The following is a 19,376-nucleotide window of genomic DNA, read 5'->3' as shown; positions in this document are numbered from 1 at the left end:
TTTGATTACAGAAAGAAAGTCTTTATTAAAACATATAGTTGCTAATTTAATTGCGATCTTCCTTGCACCCAAGCAGCAATATCATTTATAACATACTCAGGTATATTAGCAGGACTATAATATTCATCCGGCTTACTTATTTCCCCATCGCCCTCTGTAAAGAAATGATTTAACTTTGGATATAGCTGGTAATCAACGTTATTTCGTTCTTTTAATTGTTCTTTCCAAAGAGGAATTTCGATTTTTGATTGAACTTGATAGTCTCTTTCTCCTTGAATAATAAGAAGCGGTGTCTTTTGTTCTTTTGACATTTCTGCTGCTTTAATTTTCCGAATAGAATCCCAAAATACTGCTGATCCTAAGTAAAAATCTTTTGGAGGATTCTGACCAGAGAAATTTGGATCATTTAATAATTCAAATTGCGATTTGTAGAATTTATATTGCTCCTGGTTCATTGCTCCAATAGAAAAAAGATACTCAAATTGATCTAAAACAACGTCTTGAATCGTACGAGCTGGCCCACCCATTACAATTGCCCCAGCAATATTTTGATTTTGGTCTTTTTCAATCATTTTCGGAAGCATCATTCCACCTTGACTATGACCAAGAATATATATTTGATTCTTATTTATTAGAGGCTCATTTTTAAGAAATTGAGTTACAAGAAGAGCATCATCTGTTGTCTCTTTATCAACTGTATAGAAGGGACTGAATTGTGTTTTCAGCCCATGTTCATACGTTCGTTTATTATAGCGAAGGACAGCAATTCCCTTCGATGCAAGACCTTCAGCTAAATCGCGAAATGGTTTTAAAGCAAACGCTGTTTCATCCTGATCAGTTGCTCCTGATCCTTGAACAAGAATAACCGCTGGAAAAGGACCATTTCCTTTTGGAACCGACAATGTTCCTGGTAATGGAAATGCACCACTTCCAACTACTACTTCTTTATCAACAAATGATTCAGGCTTACTATATGATGGACGCTCAGCAACAGGACTAAACGACATGTTTAGTTGAAAATCGTCTATTTTTCCAGATGGATCTAGTTTAATTAGTAAAGGTACAGTCATTTTTTCAAAAACTAATTGAATCTCCACATTTGTATGAACAGGATTTGTCTCTTTTTGTGTAACCTCTCCAATTTCTATAAAAGAACCTGCTTGCAATTGAACTGGAAGTCCCTCCCAATAGCTCTTCAACCATTCTTCGGATATTATTTTCTGTAATGACCTTGAGGTTAAATCAAATGCAGATTTATAATCTTCACTATTCATATGGCGAATAAATGAAAGAGTAGTAGATATAATAGGATTTTCATCATCACTATTGTCTATTTTTTTTATATTTGTGTTTACTTCCTTTAATTTTGAAATAAATTGGTGGTTAAACGGATTATTATATGTATTAGGATATAAATTTGTTTTCAAAATTTCCGTATTCCGTGCCTTATACAAATTTGAAGAACTCTTAAAATTTTCAGGTGAAATTACTTCCTCCGCATATGAGACTGAGGGAATTGCTATTGTAAAAATTGCACTGATAAGTAGTAACTTATTACTTATTCTTCTTTTCTTACCCATACTTATTGATTCTCCCTTCAAAATTTAAAGTTTCTAATACAATATGCCAACTATAAGGAAAATAAAAATTATTAAAGAGATTAATAATCTATTTTACGATCCCCCCCTAACTAGTTAAAAATCTATCATTAACAAACTTCAATAAAAAATGCCTTCCCCCTCTTTTTTTATCATTGGATTTTTCAGTGACATAGAAGCACAGCACGAAATTACATGTAACTGACCCATGTGATTCTCTATTCCAAAAGAAAAAAGCAATCCACTAGATGCTTTCTTTAATTGTTCTCACTCTAATTTTTTTAGATAATTCTCTTATTACTGTAAGATACATTTATTCTAAATCCTAAAACTCACTTATTTCTTGGTAGGTTCTTAAGAAATATCAAAAAATAAAGAAAACAAGTTATTTGGTTATTCATTCCGTAAGCTTAATGCTCAAGTTAGTTTTTTTCACACGGTTAAACTTTATTAAGAAAACCTTAAGAAATTTCCCTCTATATTCATAAGAACTTTTTTCTATACTCAAAAATGTAAATAGACAAAAGGAGAAACGATCATGAAGAAATTTGTAATTTGCATACTAGGAATAGGCCTCCCTATATACTTACTACCTTTTATATTACGTGGAGATTTAGACAGATTTAATCCGATTGCTGAAGAAAAAAATGTATATGCCGTTGCGAAAGGATATGGTGTTCCAGATTACCATCATAAAGGAAAAGCTATGTACTCACTAAAAGCTGTTGACGAATTAAGTAATGAAAAAGAATATACAGTTGGAACGAACACGCCTAATGATTTTATAAGAAAAACTTACTTAAAAATTCATGTGAAAGGAAAATATGTGTATTCTTACGATATTATTTCTAAAGAGGATATTCCGGAGAAAATAAGGGGACAATTGGAGATAGCAAATAAATAAAAGAGCCAATTCATACGATTTGGCTCTTTATTCTCTCTCCCATCTACCGTTTGGATAATTCTTTCGGTAGATTTATTAAATTCGTTATCATTGTTCCAATAACCATTGTTCAATTACTTTCACTGTTTCATCTCGTTGTGCTTTTGCCGTAATTAAACTCGTATTATCACCTTTTTGCTCACCATACATGCCAAAATGAGCATGGTTTCCCCCTTTTATCATGTGCATATTTGTATTCTTTGACATGAACTTTTTATTGTTCTCTATTTTTTCTACAGTTGCTAAAGCATCTACTTCCCCGTAAATTGATAACATTGGAATCGATTTCGTAGAGAAGTCATCTGCAGGATACGAACCTAAGAAAATAATCCCGTCTACCTTTTCTTCATGTTGGAAGGCATACTTAGAAATCATAGCTCCTCCCATTGAATGCCCTGCAACATACCATTTTTGAACTTCAGGATACTGTTCAATTACACTTTCTACCTCATTTATTCCAAGTATCGCTAAATTTAATGGTAACTTAGGCATTACTACAAAGTGCCCATTTTTTGCAAGCGCTTCTCCTAAGTAACTATAAGCCTCGGCTTCTACTTTAGCTCCTTGATAAAAAATAACTCCTATTTTTGCATCTTTCTCTCCAAAAACTATATAATCTTCATCTTTTTTATCATCTACTAACGCCAAAGCCTCTCTCGTCGGTTTATAAGTAAACTGAGACCAAGTCAAAAAAGTAATACTTCCTATAATTAAAATAGCTAGTAAAGAGTACAGCATAATTTTTATCCATTTCTTCACAAAGATGACCTCCCTAAGATGTATATATTCTATATTTCGGATTATCATTAACACATATAAAAACTCGAGCATTTTTATTATGCTCAAGTTTTTAGTTCCGTCTTTAATTTATACTATAAATTGTCCAAGATAAATATGTAGCAAATGCAGACCATAAAAAATACGGAATTAGCAACCATGTCGATACTTTAGATAATTTGGAAGAAACCGCTATGAGAAGTAACGTAGTAATAGCGACAAGTAAACAATCTACTGTTGCTAAAAACAAATTCTTTTGGCTAAATTGAAAATAGCTGAACGCTTGATTGAATATATAATTTAAAAGGAATAAAAACCAAAATGTTTTTGGCTTGAATCCATAGTTGTTGTAAATAATTGCAACTGATAATGCAATAAGTCCAAATAATACAGCCCATATCATTCCGATTGTCATACCAGAAGGTGTCCAAGATGGCTTTTCTAACGCATCATACCAAGTACGATCAATAGGGAATAAAACACTAGAAACATAAAACAAACCATATGTTAATAAAAATACTATAATACTAGATTTTTTCATAAACATTCTCCTTTTTACTAGAAGATTATAGAAACTTTATATGATTAGTATGTCCTTGTAATGAATAAAATTCTAAATACATATTGTTTAACCTATTTCATACAAATTCTTTCATACTTTTATATGCACAAAGGGCTCTCTCTCGTGCTGCCTTATGATCAACAATCGGATAAGGATATGTATTCCCAAGTTTTATATTAGCTTTTTGTAAAATATGCTCAGGTGCTTCCCAAGGTTTATGTATATATTTGTTTGGGATATCTCTTAATTCTGGTACCCATTTTCTTATATACTCTCCATTTTTATCAAACTTTTCTCCTTGTGTGATCGGGTTAAAAATACGAAAATACGGTGATGCATCTGCTCCACTTCCAGCAACCCATTGCCATCCCATTGTATTATTTGCAATATCAGCATCTAGTAGTGTATCCATAAACCATTTTGCACCTTCTTGCCACGGAATTAACAAATGCTTTACAAGAAAAGAGGCTACAGCCATTCTTGCCCGATTATGCATAAAACCTGTTTGCCAAAGCTCCCGCATTCCCGCATCAATAAACGGATAACCAGTTTCACCCTTCTGCCATACTCTTAATAACTCCTCTTCCTTATTCCACGGAAAATGTTCAAAGCTCTTATTAAGAGGTTTATATACTGTAAATGGATAATGGTATAGTAAATAATAAGAAAACTCTCGCCAAATTAATTGACGTATAAAGCTATTAACTTGTTTTTCAAAAAGACTACATTGTCTTTCGGTACTTTTATTTATTAAGTAATGAAACATTAGCTTTACTGATATTTGACCAAATGAAAGATACGGTGCCAACATCGAATGGACATTTTGATCTGGAAAATCTCTTCCTTCACTATAAGAGACTAATTTGCTAGAGAAAAATTTCTTGAATGTTTTATATGCCCCTTCTTCTGTCGGATCCCATATTGCTTCCATATGAGATGTCCACGGTATAGTTGGCAGCAAGTGTAATTCTGAAACAGATAAGCTTGTTGGTAAAGAGCTTCCCCACTTTATACTCTGTACTCTGCTAATAGGTTTAGGTATTACCTGCTTTTGAAATGCATTGTAAAAAGGCGTAAACACCTTATATTCAGTGTTATCCTTCTTTTTTATAATCCACGGTTCTAATAATAAATGCGAATTAAATTCCTTACAAATAATACCTTTATCTTCTAATATCATTTTCATTTTTTGATTAGATTTTAACCTGTCTGGATCATAACAACTATTCCAATATACAGCTGTTATATCTAATTGTTTTATGAGAGAAAGTATTTCTTCTTGTGTATTTCCTTTGCGGATTATTAAAGTAGAGCCCAATGCCTCAAGTTGCTTTTGGACATCTATTATAGCATGGTGTAACCACCACTTTGCTGCACTTCCTATTGAAAAAGTTTCATCTTGTATATATACCGGAAGAACCTCACCAGACTGAACAGCCTCAAATAGCGCTGGGTTATCATATAAACGAAAATCTTTTTGAAACATAACAATAATTTTATTTTGCATGGCTATCCTTTCTAATTCTTAAAGCACAATTCATTCTTTATTAGAACAAATACTTCTGTTATTTTTAAATAATTATGAGAATCATCCTTTTTATTTTATAATCTTCGTCACTATAAACATTGATTTTCTATCTCTCTAAGTACATCATTTCCTATATTATCTATCTTTTCATTTTTTATGTTATTATATAAACTCTGTAAAACTTTTAACTCTGTTCTTAAATGTAAAATGACACTAGATAATATATATAACTTAGCTACACTCTCTTTTCCACACTTCTCTTCATATACTTTTTGAAGGGTAGTAAGATATAACGTCAGTTGAGAAATTTTAGTTTTTAACTGTTCTAGAATTAATTCTTCTTCCCCATATTGTGCAAAAAGTAGCGCTTCATATATAGGACGATGCATATCCTCTTTCTTTATCATTTGCTCTAATAATAAATGTTCAAATTCTTGTTTCCCACTTTTAGTAATACCGTAAATAGTCCGTTCAGGACGTTGTTCATTACGAATAATATCAACAACTTCTATAAAGCCCTTCTTTTCAAGTTGCTCAAATGTATAATATAAAGAGCCTTTAGTAATTTTTATATAATATTTCATTTCACTATTTTTTAAAAGTTGCTGGACTTCATACGGATGCCTATTTTTCTCCATAAGAAGACCCAGCATAAAAAGCTTTGTATTCATAACTCTCCACTCCTTAATAACCTATACCAATAGTATAAGCTAAAAATAAGCAAAGAATCTTTTTGTTTTATAAAATTTATGACTTCAAATTCACTTTATTATCCTTTGTACCGGCTTTAACGTTCCCCATAAATAATATCGCAATAAACGAAACGATAATGGGAAGTAAAGCTAGTAGAAATACAGTAGTAATTGAAGATGACATAGCAACTATAATCTTTTCAAGAATAAAAGTAGGTATACTGGACCTTACATCTGAGCGAAATATTGCACTTGGATCACCTAGATTATTTAACATGCTGGAACCATGTTCTATTCCCTTAAAAGCATCCTTTAAGTTAGCTGTAAAGGTACTATTTTGAATGGAGCCAAAAATCGTTACTCCAATTGTCATACCTAGTGAACGAAAGAATGAATTTGTCGAAGTAGCTGAACCACGGAATCTCGGTTCCATATTATGAATAGAAACTGTGGGAAGCAAAGAGAACGAAAATCCAACTCCAAATCCCGTTATAATCATGTATATCGTTAAAAGTACACGGCTTGTTTGCGGATCCATCGTTCCTAACAAATACATACCTATCCCAAAAGATATTATAGATAATAACATCAAGTTGCGGTAACTAATTTTCGTTTGAAATATTCCACCAATTGCACTACCTACTACAGAACCTAACATCATTGGGGTTAAAATTAATCCAGCATTAGTTGCTGTTCCACCATATACAGCCTGAACAAAAATAGGAATAAATACTGTTAAAATAACAAATGTTGCTCCATAGAAAAACGTAATAATTTGTGATATTGCAAACTCCTTACGCTTAAACATCCAAAATGATATTATCGGATCTTTCACTTTTCTTTCTACCAATAGGAAGCCAACAAAAAATACAATAAACGATGCAAATAACCCAATGATTTGTATCGAATCCCACTTAAATTCTTTTCCTCCCAACTCTAAAGCGAACATTAAGCTAATTACTGCTATGACGAGTGTTATCGCCCCCCACCAATCAATATTTTGCTTAGTAGGTGGATTATTTTCTTTATAAGCTTTTAAAATAAAAATTAATGACATTAGACCAATTGGAATATTGACGTAAAAAATCCAATGCCAACTTATATTTTCTGTTATATACGCACCTAATAAAGGTCCTAATACACTTGAAGAACCAAATACGGCCCCTAATAATCCAGTCATTTTCCCTCTTTTTTCAATAGGAAAAATATCAAATACAATGGTAAAGGCGATTGGCATCAGTGCCCCCCCACCTATACCTTGAATTGCACGATAAATACTTAGCTGAACAATACTTTGCGCAGTACCACATAATGCAGAACCAATTAAGAAGATTAATAAACCAAAAATATAAAACCTCTTTCTACCATACATATCAGATAATTTCCCAAAAATAGGCATACCCGCCATAACTGCAACCATATAAGCAGAAGTAACCCAGATGAATTTATCCAATCCACCCAAATCTGAGACAATTGTACCAATTGAAGTGGCAACAATTGTATTATCCATTGCAGCCATTAAAATGCCTAGCATTAACCCAGCTATCACTAAGCGTAAGTTGCTCTCTTTTGCAACCATACCTCTTTCCTCCTTTTTTCACACTCAATAAAATATATAGTCTAATTAAACTATATACTCATTATAGTCTAATTAGACTATTTTTCAATAAATCATAAAAAAATAAATCCCCCCAAATATATTGGAGAGATTATAATTGTAGAATTGCTTCCTATATAAAGTAATTAAAACCGTAAAAACTATTACTTTTTTATACTACCTTGATTTTGCATACATGTAGCTTACTCATTTAGTTTTGGTCTAGTTTGTAAATATAATTTCAAATCCGGACTTGAACCGTTAATAATTATATCTCGAACAATTTTAGAAAGTACCATACTATATACTAATCCATTATCTCCATACGCATAGATAAAGTGACAATTTGGAAACTCTTCATACATTCCAATTATAGGTAAACCATCATGAGTACCACCATAAAAAGCACTTAAATAAAATTCAGGTTCAACTGTTATATTGGGAAAGAGCTTATTAAATTCATTTACTAATTTCTCTTTTTTATGGATTAATTTTGAATCTCTTTCTTGAGCAATGTTTGTATCTTCATCTAGCCCACCTATAATAATCCTGTTATCTGCAGTAGTTCTCATATAAATATATGGTCTCGCAGTTTCCCAAATGAGAGTACGTTTATACCAAGAAGATAAATCTTCTACAGGATTAGTAACAACTGCATATGAGCTAATCAGTGTAGCGTTCTTTTCCTTTTTAAATTCCAACCCTTCATATCCTGCAGCCACAATTACTTTATTGGCAGTAATAGAATTGCCCCCTTTTGTATAAAAGATAGCACATTCTTTCTCTAACTTTTTGCCAACAATCTCTGTATCTTCATAAATGTGAACTCCTTTATTAGAAGCTTGTTCTAATAAACTATGTGTAAATTTATAAGGATTTATTTCACCATCATTATACGTATAAATAGCTGCACGTTTTTTAAATGGATATCTCTGTCCAATTTGTTCCTCTGATAGCCAAGTCGCTTTAAAATCATGCTTATGTAAATAATACAGTTCTTTTTCTAATTTCTTTATATCCTCTTCATAACTTGCATAATATAAACTGTCACGTCGTTTAAAATCAGAGCAATAAGGTAAGTTTTGATCAGCATATTCAATATCATTAATGGCTTGTTCACACAATTTCATATGCCTAACTGCACACTCTTCTCCAAATGTATTTACAAGCTCAAAAAACATCTTGTCACCTAAATATTGAATAAGTGCTGTATTGGTAAGGTTACTTCCATGTCCTACCTTTCTTTTATCAACGACAACAATATTTAAATCTGATTCACTCAAATAGTATGCTGATTGAGCACCTGAACTTCCTGCTCCTATTATTAGTACGTCACATTTTATATCTTCGTCCAATCGAGGATAAGAAGGTGTATTAGAAAAAGTTGTGTTCCAATATAATTTCCCTTTCTGTAAATCCATTTAAAGTGCACCGTCCTAAATAAAATAGTTATATCCCCATCTGTATCTCCAAATCATTCTTACTATATACTTCTTATCAAATTTATTTTTGCTATCATTAGATTATTAGTGCAATATGTTTGCCCACTCATATTTGGTATTAAACTAAGCTTATAAAAAGTTAATAGTATATATATTATTTATTTTCATTTAGAAATTTAAGAACTCGATTAAAAGCTTCTTCACCTGCTGGAGTATTCATTTTAAATTGAAATTCATGCGCTAACTCGCCAGAGATATTTTTATCAAAGAAAAGTGTATCTACAGGTACTCCTTTATTTTGTAAAGTAGAAGCTAATGCTTTACCTTGCTCTTCAAATGATGCAGTATTTCCATCTGTGATGAACGTTGGTGGGTAATCTTTTGTAACGTGTTTATAAATAGAGGCGATTTCCATTTCAGGTAATGTTTCAAACTTCTTTTTCCCAAAGTAAGCCCAGCCAGTAGTACGCATAAAGTCTTGCACTTCTTTGGATGTTTCCATTTTAGCTAATGCAGGCATATTATACGGGCCGCAAAATAGCAGTATACCTTTAATTGTAGAAGGAGCAACAATAGCGTCAATTCCGGTTAATTTCGCATAATCTGGAGATGTTTGAATAGTAACAAATTGTCCAGATATTTGTGCTCCCGCAGAATCTCCTGCAAAATATAGGTCATCTAGTTTTACATTATATTTCTTTGCATTTGCTTTTATATATTCATAAGCCTCACCAAGTTGTAGTACGGGTGTAGGGTACTTTCTTTTAGGAGCAAGAGCATAATTTATATTAATCACTGTATAACCACGAGCAGCTAATTCTACTGCATAACCAGTAATGTCTGATTTATCTCCACCTACAAATCCACCCCCATGCACCCAAAAAATAACAGATGTTTTCCCTGTAAAATTTTTGGGATAAATAATGTCTAATGTACCATCAGGAAATTTAGAATCATAATTGATATCTTTAACAATTCGTGTCTCTTTTAGAGCGTTTTTATAATTATTAGATTGAACAAACATTCCACCTTCAAATGCTTTTTTTATGAGAAACGCTTTCGGAATAGGTGAAACATTCCAAAAAACAACCCCCGCAATAATCAATCCGACAACAATAAAAAGAGTTAGCAACATTCTTTTTTCCATATCATTTTAGGTTTTAACTGTTTTATTCTCATAATTAAAGAATCTCCATTCTTTTTAGTAATAATCATAAAATAAAGTGAACCTTTAATCAGCCCTCACCAATAGGGCTGCCCGTTAATGCGGGATAAGTCACAATATACACTTCTATTTTACGATTAACTTTATTATCACCTGCTAATCCGTCCTTAAAATTTCATGCAAAAGGTTATATATTTTTATTATGTACATATTAGATATCTCCTATAAAACACATGAAAAATTCAAACAAAAAGAGCAAAAGATCCCCATTTATAGAAGATTTCTTTTGCTCTTTGTAAAGGACACAAGTCCAAATAAAAGTTGCTTATCTATCGATAACTTACACATAAGAATGCATTTTTTTCGCTACTTTATTAGTAGGAATTTTAACAACCACTTCTTTTTCACCTGTTCTATCAATCCTAAAACCACGAACCTTAACATTAGAAGGCACTAATGGATGATGACGGATCATATCTATACTCTTTTCAATATTTTCACTAACATTTTTTTGTCCACTCAGCCATTGATTAAGGCTACCACTTGCAAATTCAGGCATGCAATTTTTAAAGAGATAGTCTAATTCTATCTTATCTTTTATGAAATCACGTTGAGTTTGTAGATTAACTGAAGAAGTTTTTTTATCCTCTATTCCGACAACAAAAATTTCTTTAACATTTTCTTGATAAATAGCAATAATAATAGATCTCATTATATCTCCATAAGGATGTACAATTACAGAATCATAGCTGTGTATAGTCAACATGTTTTCTTGTTGAATGTTAGTTACTTGTTGGATAGTAGGCTCTATTCCGTGTTCAATGTCTGTTAATAATAAAACTTTTTTATTCTTTGAATTCATATGGAGCACTCCTTCTTCATTATTGTATTTATGAAACTTTTAAGCTAGTAACAATAATAATTGTTACCAATTTTTCCAGCGTCCCTCTGAATCAACACTTGCAAGTCTAACCCATCCATTTTGAACTTTTTCTCGAAATGTGAAATCATTATTTAACAAACGTTCTATATATTCAATAGGTGCTTGAATGACAATTAGTAAACGAAGTGGTGAATGATACGTCTCACTATCTGACTGCATAACCGATTGCCAAGGTAAGCCTGGCAACAGGTCACTAGCATTCCCTTGCATAACACCGAGACCCGCCGTTACGGTTTGGGTTGTTTTATTTCCACTACCATAATAATGAGGAGCTACAGTTGATGCGTAATATTGTAGATTTATCCACTGTGCAACTGTTCCTGGTCCTGCAATAATGTTAGCTAATATATCGCCACTTTCATCCTGTTTCCAATCATAATTATGAAGGAAAGCCCTACCTTCTAAGTCACAATCTTGAGTTAATTCACGCTGTCCGATAATAAAAGATGCATTACGGGCTAATCCCCATTCTGGACGTATTTCACTCCAATCTTCTGCAAATCGATGTGCCTCTTTACTCGAATTTTTTATTTTCGTTTTAAAATTAGGTAATTGCGTTAAACGTTCTCTATTTGCATGTTGGCTCACATTTGGCATAATCGACTCAATACAATCAAATGCTTCTTGCGCAGTTTTCGAAAGTTCTGGGACGTAAATCCATTCCAATTCGTCCACTGTTGTTTTATGTTCAGCTGCTGCAAAAATGGTATCCTCAGGAATGTTAATGCCTTCAGCAGACAACGCCTCTCTTACTTCTGGAAGATTACATAAAGTAGCGAAAACTCTTGCATTGAATCCTCCTGCTGCTCCGCCACAAGCACCACACTCAAGTGCTGCAGCATAAGGGTTGTTCGTACTTTGACTACTATGTCCGCACATTACAACTAAAGGAGCAAACTTTTCTGTCAGTCCCACCATTTTCAAAGCTTGACGCACATAGTTCACTTTTTCTTCTTTCGTAAAACCGATAGGTATCTCACCTTTTGTGTCATGAACATGATTAAGCGAGAATGTTGTATCAGGTTTTTGTAACATAGTTTTACGAAGGTTACGAATGAAACCACCAACTCCTCTTGGGACAAAGCTTCTTGTCACCATCTGTAGACCAAGTAAAGGACCACTTAACTCAGGTAGCACCATACTTGTCAGTACGTTCTGTTTCATCGTTTTAAATGTATAACGCACCGAACTGCCTACCCTCTTACGTTGCTCATAAGATTTAAATTCATTTTCATCTGTGAGCTCTTTTATTTGATGCTTCGGTTTTAATATAACTGGCAAAGAAGGATGGCTGTCATTACTACCTAGTTCACTAGTCGCAATTGGTAACCCAAAGAAACCAGCTATTCCAAACGTTTCAAACGGACCTAGTTTTTCTAAGTGGCGACGAAACGGTTCTGAACGTACATCAATACAAAATGCTAATTGAGCTACTACACGCTTTTTATCATTGGCTGCACGTTGTTTAGAAGCAATCTTCTCCCTTAATTGCTCTGCATGCGTCTGTTCCCAAGCTTCCAGCCAAAGTTTTCTGCGAATATTTTCATCAAAACGATAGGCAAATGCTAATAATTCACTTTGTTCAGCAGCAGGCATTCGTAACCATTCCCGTGTTGAAATATTCCCCCAATAGATCCAAGAAGCTATAAGTGGGACAATCGAAACTTTTTTCTCAACCTTTTGATTTTTTAAAGGTAAATAAGGTTTTACAATAGCCAGCTCCATAGAAATTCGAACTGCTAAATATTCTATGAGAAGTTCCTGTTCCTGAATTGATTGTTGTGAGCGCCATCGTATCATTCCTGCCCACCCAGGCAAAGAAAGTAAGTGCCCTTCAAGGTAAGATTGTATGTTAGATTCAGAAATTCCTAGTTCAGATAATGCTCTCGCTAAAGCTACTTCGGCATCTTGTGGCCAATCTTTTAAAACTTTACGCTCATTTTTACTGAGCGCTGGATCAAATGTAATAAGGTGTTGCCATGCACGATAAAAACCTTTCTCTCGATTTGGCATCGTCCAACTTGACTGGGATTCATCAAGATATAATTTACACCATTTAATGATATGATAATTAAGAATATCAGATAGGTTTTCACCATTTTGATTCTCTATAAGCGAACTTATTGGTTGCATAACAGAGGCTTTCATACTCCCTGTATTTATATAACTCATTTCGTCTGCCAGTTTATTTAATTCTGGCAATGATAATAGACTAGAAGGTAATTTTTCTAACTTTAAAGCCGCTTGGCAAAATCGCTCTACTTTCTCTCGCGGAATATGAAAAGATTGTGAATCCAGCCAACGAGACAAACTACTTTGTAAAAATGATTCCTCAATCTCACCTTTCGCTTTTGCCGAATGAATCATGGAGGCACTAGGATACATATCCACATTACGAGCTTCTTTTAACCAATTTGCAACTTGATCAAATGATTGCTTTTCAAGTCCCATCCAAGGATGGTGAGCTGCAAACGTAGAGATAGGCCAAAGTGGTGCAATAACTCGGCTAGCAGATGCAACTAAATCATTTATATTATTTTTTTGTATATCAATGTTTGTATCTTTCTTTAATATTGACGGTATGCTCATCACGAATTACCTCCCTTTGATACATAATGTTTCAGATAGCTTGGATGACTTTCTACTGACTTTCTTCTCGCCTCACCTACTCGAACTAACCAAAGATAAAGTACAGCGAATAAAGTAGAAGATTGATGACGAGTAACGAAAGTACTAATAACACTACTAAATAGTAAAATACATATAACAAAGATAACGGCTGGAGCTGAAGGTTGAACACTTTGATAAATATCAGTATGCAACCATTTATAAAGAGAATTATGAACGGTAAAGTAAATGAGAGAAAATCCAATCAAAACAATTACGCCAGCAATTCGTCCCATTCTTCCCTCTCCAAAAACAACAAGCTGTTTCCATGAAAAGTATAGTGACCAGCCTAAGATTAACGCACTAACTAGTTGATACCCCTCTCCAGAAGTCATAAACCAGAAAGTAATTGCTATAAATAATCCTAAAACACGCCCAACTATAATCCATAAATTGGACATCTTTTCATTAGACTGATTCACTACCCCAAAACGTTGCACGGAAGAACCAGCTTGTAAAAATAGTGTAGCTTTAAACAAACCATGTAAAATTAAATGAATAATAGCTGCTAAATAGGCGCCTAATGCACATTGAATAAGCATAAATCCCATTTGTGCAATAGTTGAACCTACTAGCTGACGTTTATAATCAACTTGGACTAAACTAATTCCTGTACCTATTAAGATAGAAATACTAGAGAAAATTAGTAAAATGATTTGTGCAATATCATCATGAAAAAGAGGTGAAAATCTAGTTAACATGATACCGCCAGCATTTACTAAACCCGCATGCATAATAGCAGAAACAGGAGTTGGAGCAACAGCAGACTCAATTAACCATCTTTGAAAAGGCCATTGTGCTGCTGGAATCATCACCGCTAATATAATTAATAAGTTAATTCCTGTTCTCTCCAATGTTCCATGTAGCACTACATTTTCATTCGTTAAAACTGATGTTAACTGCCACTGTCCTGTTACTTGAAAAAGCCAAATGATAGCTGATAGCAACGCAATCCAACTTATTGTAAATAGGTAGCCAGAGATTTTAGTTGCTTCACTAACTACTTTCCACCCTTTATTTAGCCCTATAAGTAGAACCAATCCTATAAGCGTTGCTCCCCAACAAATGAGCATTAAGCGAAGATCATCACTTAACCATGCAACCGAAGATACACCTGTAGTACATGTAAAAAGTGCAAAGTATTTTCGATATGAGTGATCCCCCATTAAATAACGTACAGAGAAACGCTGAATGATTAAACCAATTGTAAGAACAAAGAAAGCCATTAACCAAGCTAAAGTATCTAGATGCCAAGGCCCCACAACTCTATCTCCATTGTTATTAACAAGTGCGAGTAAAGAAACCAATGAAGGCAATGCAGCGATACCAATATGGAGATGAACAAAACGTAAAGGCATCCTTGCATTTAAAAACAATAATCCACTTAGCCAAGAAGCACTAAGCGCCATAAAAAATAATGTTAACAGTGTTGATGAACTCAGCGAAATTAACATGTTAAATACTCCCTTCTAAGCGAAAATAACCTATAAAAATTCCTTTTAATTAAGATGATTTTTTTAATTTCAATTTTCATTCACTCTTTTTAGTGCATCGTTTTTTCCCATAAAAAAAACCGACAACTTCCATAATTCAATGATTTTATATCATCATTGAATTATGGAGATTGTCGGTTTCCCTTCAACTAACTTCAATAAAGTTTTTTGAAGAGCTCCCATTTTATAGAGGATAATAATGTATGTATTACTCCTGTTAAAAAGAAATGTATATTTCTGATCTCCTAGATTATGCAATCAATATATCAATTTATGTTATACGCTACCTTTTAATTAAGAAACTTTTTCATTTAGTCAATATTACATATTAAAAAAATGCTAAAGCCTTAATTATAGCAAACAGTTAAAATAAGCATCTATTAATTTTTTAAAACAATTATAAGATAAACTATATTAAGCAGTTTGTCAATTTATTTATCAGTTTTTTTAAGAGTTATTAGAATTAAGATTTATTATACCTAAATAACTTCAAATTTTTAATTATTAGCCTGTTAATAAAGTGCAAAACTTGTAGGTTTCTTAATTCTTCCACTAACCTTAAGGTATTTTTAAAATTTCTCCTCAAGATTATGAAGCAATTTAAAAATCATTACTCGTTCGCCTGTACGGGAGCTTATATCCGTATGAAAGCTCTTCACTTTCTCTCCAGTTAATTCTAGTATAATCTCTTTCAAATCATCAATTCCAGATTCAACTAGCTCCGAACGATTCTTCTTTATCGTTAGCATACCATCTTTTGTTTCGCAAACACTATATTCAGCCGGCGTTAAAACACCTTGTAAATTTACGATAATCATATCCCGTAATATATCTGTCTTAACGGATATAGACCCACGTCCTAGGTAGTCCTTTTCCCAGTGAGTAATTGCTTTGCTTATCTCTGATTCAATAGAGCCTTTTGAGCTTTTCATCTATGTATCCTCCTTCAATAAAATAAATTTACAATAACAATATAATAATCCGGATTGATTTTATTTTCAATTATTGAGAAGAATTTATTAGGATTGCAAAAAAGAACTCTTATAAAGTGAAACTTTAATCAGTGGAGGTTTTCTTCATCCCCCACTGATTATCAGCCTTCACCAATCGGACTTTTATGGGCAATTGATCCTCCCCTACCTAACTTCTTTGCTTTCGCTGAATTTTGAGGTAGGGGTCTTACTGCCCATTAAAGTGGGATAAATTTACGAGTCCTTTTTATATTGTTTCGGTCAATCAATCTTTTAATTGTTGTAGGTGGATTTTTTCATGTCTCCTTTAATATCTTTACAAAATACAGTTAAGTTCATAAACAAAAAGAAAAGCAAATGACCTTAATTATTAGATCCCTTGCTTTTCTTCCATCATATACTTTCTAAACTACTCTATAAACGATTCTAATTACTTGCCTTACTTTCAAGTTTTTGAGTTGCCACTTTTTTAGGCATGAAACATGCAAAGATTAATGCTACGAAAGATAAAAATAACATGAATAGATACGCATCACTTGAGCCGAAAATAGAGGATAATTTAGCTAGTTGAATAGCTGTAATGTTTCCATTTTCTAAAGATAACTCTGAAGCGTGTGAAGTTGCTTGAGTTGTATATATAGTAATAACAACAGCTGTTCCAATAGCACCGGCTAATTGACGAACCGTATTATTTACGGCTGAACCATGTGAACCTAATTCTCTAGGTAAAGCATTTAGTCCTGCTGTATTTAAAGGCATTGAAATGAAACTTAACCCAATCCGTAAAAGAATAGTACGCACCATTACATACATATACGTTGTGGATTCAGTTAAATCAATTACCCCCCACATCGAAATAATGATAAATACTAACCCTGTAATAAAGAGTGGTTTTGCTCCGTATTTATCATACATTTTACCTGTAATTGGTGATAAGAATGCATTAATGACCGCTCCAGGTAATAGAAGTAAACCTGATTCAAATGCGGTAAAGCCTCTTCCGTTTTGTAAGTAAATCGGTAAAAGAATTAAATCAGCATACATAATCATCGTGATAAGTACATTGATCACTGATGTAAGAGTAAAAATTTTATACTTAAATACGGATAAATTTAATAATGGATCGTTAGACTTTATTTGACGTAAGCAAAATAGCGTTGTAACAAGTACCCCGGTAATAATTGTCGTAATAACAATCGGGTGATCCCATCCCTTACTTCCTGCACTACTGAATCCAAATAAAACACAACCAAAGCCAATCGTTGATAAAATGACACTTACAATATCCAATCTTGCTTTTGTCGTATCTGCAACGTTCATTAAATATTTTAGCGCAAGAATAATGACGATGAATACAAATGGAGCTAATCCAATAAATAACCATCTCCATGATACATATTCAATGATAAAACCAGATAACGTTGGAGCAATGGCTGGCGCAAAAATCATAGCAAAGCCGATAGTTCCCATAACACTCCCGCGCTTTTCACTAGGATATAAATATAAAATAACTGTCATCATGAGCGGCATAATAATTCCTGCCCCAATTGCTTGAATCATTCTTCCTGTTAATAACATGCCAAAATTGATGGCACCGGCACATAGTAATGTTCCGATTAATAAAAAAATCATTGAGCTAATAAATAATTGCCTCGTTGTAAAACGTTTCATTAAAAATGCCGTAATTGGCACTAAAACACCGTTTACGAGCATAAAACCTGTTGCTAACCATTGTACAGTTGTAGCTGTAACATCAAATACTTCCATTAAGTTACTCATTGCCACATTAAGTAACGTCTGGTTTAATGTTGATAAAAAACATCCAGCAATTAGTACAAGTAATAAAATTTTCTTATTTTTTTCTGTTATTCCCTTCTCCATTTGTAAACTCCCTTTTTCTATAGTTGCATTATCGACACAGTGTCGATAAAATTCATAGTAACAAAGATACATATTCCTGACCATGAACAATTTTGTTAAAAATGTTCATTAATCGACATTGAAAATATGCTATGTCGAGAAAGTCAAAGAAAAATCTATAAAGGAGTTTCAAAATGTCTACATCTAAAAAAGAGGATCCTCGTACACTTCGTTCAAGAGAAATGTTTAAAAATGCCGTCTATTCCCTTTTACAAGAGGAATCCACTATTTCAAATTTAACAGTCCAGAAAATTGCAAACGAAGCTGGATTAAATCGGACAACATTTTACTTACACTATCAAGATATTCAGGATTTACTCATGCAACTCACTGATGAAATTTTAAACGAACTTTCTAATAAAATTACCGCTTTAATACACGTAAGCAATTTATCAGAAAAACAACAGCTAACACAATTGCTTGATTATTTATATATTCATCGAAATTATTTATCTGTTTTATTTAATATGAATCATTTTGAGGAACAATTATTTCTATTAATAAAGAAATTAGTAGAAACGCGCAGAAATAATAGTGAGACAGAGCTACCCGAAGATTATGTTGCCATTGAGATTAAAACCGCTTCATTGGTAGGAATCATTATGTGGTGGATAAAAAACGGACTTCATTTTAGTTCAGATTATATTACAAACCAAATTTATTTCATGTACAGAGGACAATGATTGCAGGCTATTTACTAATAGAATGAGGTTAGAGCATATGAGCCCTATTTCGCTACGGAGAAAAACGCGAATTTCGTACGCTAAGAGAATTTGACTAAAAAAAGTGCCCCTCGATTGTTAGACTTTGTTTAGCAATCAGGGTGCACTTCAAAGTTATATAAGTGTTTTAGTCATTATAAAGTCTATTTATTCCTCATCACCCATATAAAAATCTTCATCTTGTATATAATACCGGAAGAACCTCACCGGATTGAATAGCTTCAAATAAAGCTGGGTTATCATATAAACGAAAATCTTTTTAAAAACATAACAGTAATTCTACCTTGCATAGCTATCCCTTCTGATTCTAAAAAATAAATTTTTTATATTATTATAAGAACAATTCTTTGTACTCA

14 protein-coding genes and 2 pseudogenes are annotated in these 19,376 nt (G+C 33.0%); 2 read left to right on the top strand and 14 right to left on the bottom strand.

The window, feature by feature from the left end; all coding sequences use genetic code 11:
* Nucleotides 1-41 precede the first annotated feature (41 nt).
* A complete protein-coding gene (locus MKY38_RS06620) occupies nucleotides 42-1,580 on the bottom strand; it encodes an alpha/beta hydrolase (RefSeq protein WP_341048466.1) in 1,539 nt (512 codons plus the stop codon).
* A 556-nt stretch (nucleotides 1,581-2,136) separates the two neighbouring features.
* On the opposite strand from MKY38_RS06620, the gene MKY38_RS06615 reads away from it, so the two are divergent.
* On the top strand, nucleotides 2,137-2,502 hold the full coding sequence (locus MKY38_RS06615; protein ID WP_000714887.1) for a YxeA family protein: 366 nt from the start codon (nucleotides 2,137-2,139) through the stop codon (nucleotides 2,500-2,502).
* A gap of 87 nt (nucleotides 2,503-2,589) precedes the next feature.
* Here MKY38_RS06615 and MKY38_RS06610 read toward each other — a convergent pair whose 3' ends face one another.
* The 12 genes and pseudogenes from MKY38_RS06610 to MKY38_RS06555 all read right to left on the bottom strand — a co-directional run bounded on the left by MKY38_RS06610 (nucleotide 2,590) and on the right by MKY38_RS06555 (nucleotide 18,259).
* Nucleotides 2,590-3,300, bottom strand: coding sequence for an alpha/beta hydrolase (locus tag MKY38_RS06610; RefSeq protein ID WP_070180267.1), 711 nt, complete (start codon nucleotides 3,298-3,300; stop codon nucleotides 2,590-2,592).
* A gap of 103 nt (nucleotides 3,301-3,403) precedes the next feature.
* A complete protein-coding gene (locus MKY38_RS06605; protein ID WP_000749754.1) occupies nucleotides 3,404-3,859 on the bottom strand; it encodes a TspO/MBR family protein in 456 nt (151 codons plus the stop codon).
* 97 nt (nucleotides 3,860-3,956) lie between these two features.
* Nucleotides 3,957-5,387 (bottom strand): cryptochrome/photolyase family protein, encoded by a 1,431-nt coding sequence (locus tag MKY38_RS06600; protein ID WP_025708607.1) that lies wholly within the window; start codon nucleotides 5,385-5,387, stop codon nucleotides 3,957-3,959.
* A 110-nt stretch (nucleotides 5,388-5,497) separates the two neighbouring features.
* Complete coding sequence (locus tag MKY38_RS06595) at nucleotides 5,498-6,079, bottom strand: PadR family transcriptional regulator (protein WP_001093175.1); 582 nt, start codon at nucleotides 6,077-6,079, stop codon at nucleotides 5,498-5,500.
* 76 nt (nucleotides 6,080-6,155) lie between these two features.
* Nucleotides 6,156-7,679, bottom strand: a complete 1,524-nt coding sequence (locus MKY38_RS06590) for an MDR family MFS transporter (protein WP_000225813.1) — start codon at nucleotides 7,677-7,679, stop codon at nucleotides 6,156-6,158.
* Nucleotides 7,680-7,900: 221 nt separating this feature from the next.
* Nucleotides 7,901-9,118, bottom strand: a complete 1,218-nt coding sequence (locus tag MKY38_RS06585) for an NAD(P)/FAD-dependent oxidoreductase (RefSeq protein ID WP_341048459.1) — start codon at nucleotides 9,116-9,118, stop codon at nucleotides 7,901-7,903.
* A 175-nt stretch (nucleotides 9,119-9,293) separates the two neighbouring features.
* Nucleotides 9,294-10,318 (bottom strand): annotated as a pseudogene (locus tag MKY38_RS06580) (alpha/beta hydrolase).
* A 326-nt stretch (nucleotides 10,319-10,644) separates the two neighbouring features.
* Nucleotides 10,645-11,166, bottom strand: a complete 522-nt coding sequence (locus MKY38_RS06575; protein WP_001086253.1) for a hypothetical protein — start codon at nucleotides 11,164-11,166, stop codon at nucleotides 10,645-10,647.
* Between the two features lie 63 nt (nucleotides 11,167-11,229).
* Nucleotides 11,230-13,836, bottom strand: a complete 2,607-nt coding sequence (locus MKY38_RS06570; RefSeq protein WP_341048455.1) for a DUF2309 domain-containing protein — start codon at nucleotides 13,834-13,836, stop codon at nucleotides 11,230-11,232.
* Entirely contained in the window at nucleotides 13,836-15,368 is a 1,533-nt protein-coding gene (locus tag MKY38_RS06565) for an NADH dehydrogenase subunit 5 (protein ID WP_078384878.1), read from the bottom strand. The genes MKY38_RS06570 and MKY38_RS06565 overlap by 1 nt, the downstream gene beginning before the upstream one ends.
* A 608-nt stretch (nucleotides 15,369-15,976) precedes the next feature.
* Nucleotides 15,977-16,339 (bottom strand): DUF2294 domain-containing protein, encoded by a 363-nt coding sequence (locus tag MKY38_RS06560; RefSeq protein WP_000842548.1) that lies wholly within the window; start codon nucleotides 16,337-16,339, stop codon nucleotides 15,977-15,979.
* Nucleotides 16,340-16,804: 465 nt separating this feature from the next.
* Nucleotides 16,805-18,259, bottom strand: a complete 1,455-nt coding sequence (locus tag MKY38_RS06555; RefSeq protein WP_000410730.1) for a DHA2 family efflux MFS transporter permease subunit — start codon at nucleotides 18,257-18,259, stop codon at nucleotides 16,805-16,807.
* Nucleotides 18,260-18,432: 173 nt separating this feature from the next.
* Here MKY38_RS06555 and MKY38_RS06550 point away from each other — a divergent pair, with 173 nt between their 5' ends.
* The gene (locus MKY38_RS06550) at nucleotides 18,433-18,981 is read left to right on the top strand and encodes a TetR/AcrR family transcriptional regulator (RefSeq protein ID WP_000107858.1); all 549 of its coding nucleotides are present in this window, start codon (nucleotides 18,433-18,435) and stop codon (nucleotides 18,979-18,981) included.
* A gap of 195 nt (nucleotides 18,982-19,176) precedes the next feature.
* Here MKY38_RS06550 and MKY38_RS29255 read toward each other — a convergent pair.
* A pseudogene (locus MKY38_RS29255) lies at nucleotides 19,177-19,310 on the bottom strand (deoxyribodipyrimidine photo-lyase); the annotation flags it as partial.
* Between the last annotated feature and the right edge of the window lie 66 nt (nucleotides 19,311-19,376).

The organism is Bacillus sp. FSL R5-0585 (assembly GCF_038004545.1).
In the GTDB taxonomy this organism is placed as follows: domain Bacteria; phylum Bacillota; class Bacilli; order Bacillales; family Bacillaceae_G; genus Bacillus_A; species Bacillus_A cereus.
This window is presented reverse-complemented; position numbering and strand designations above follow the sequence as displayed.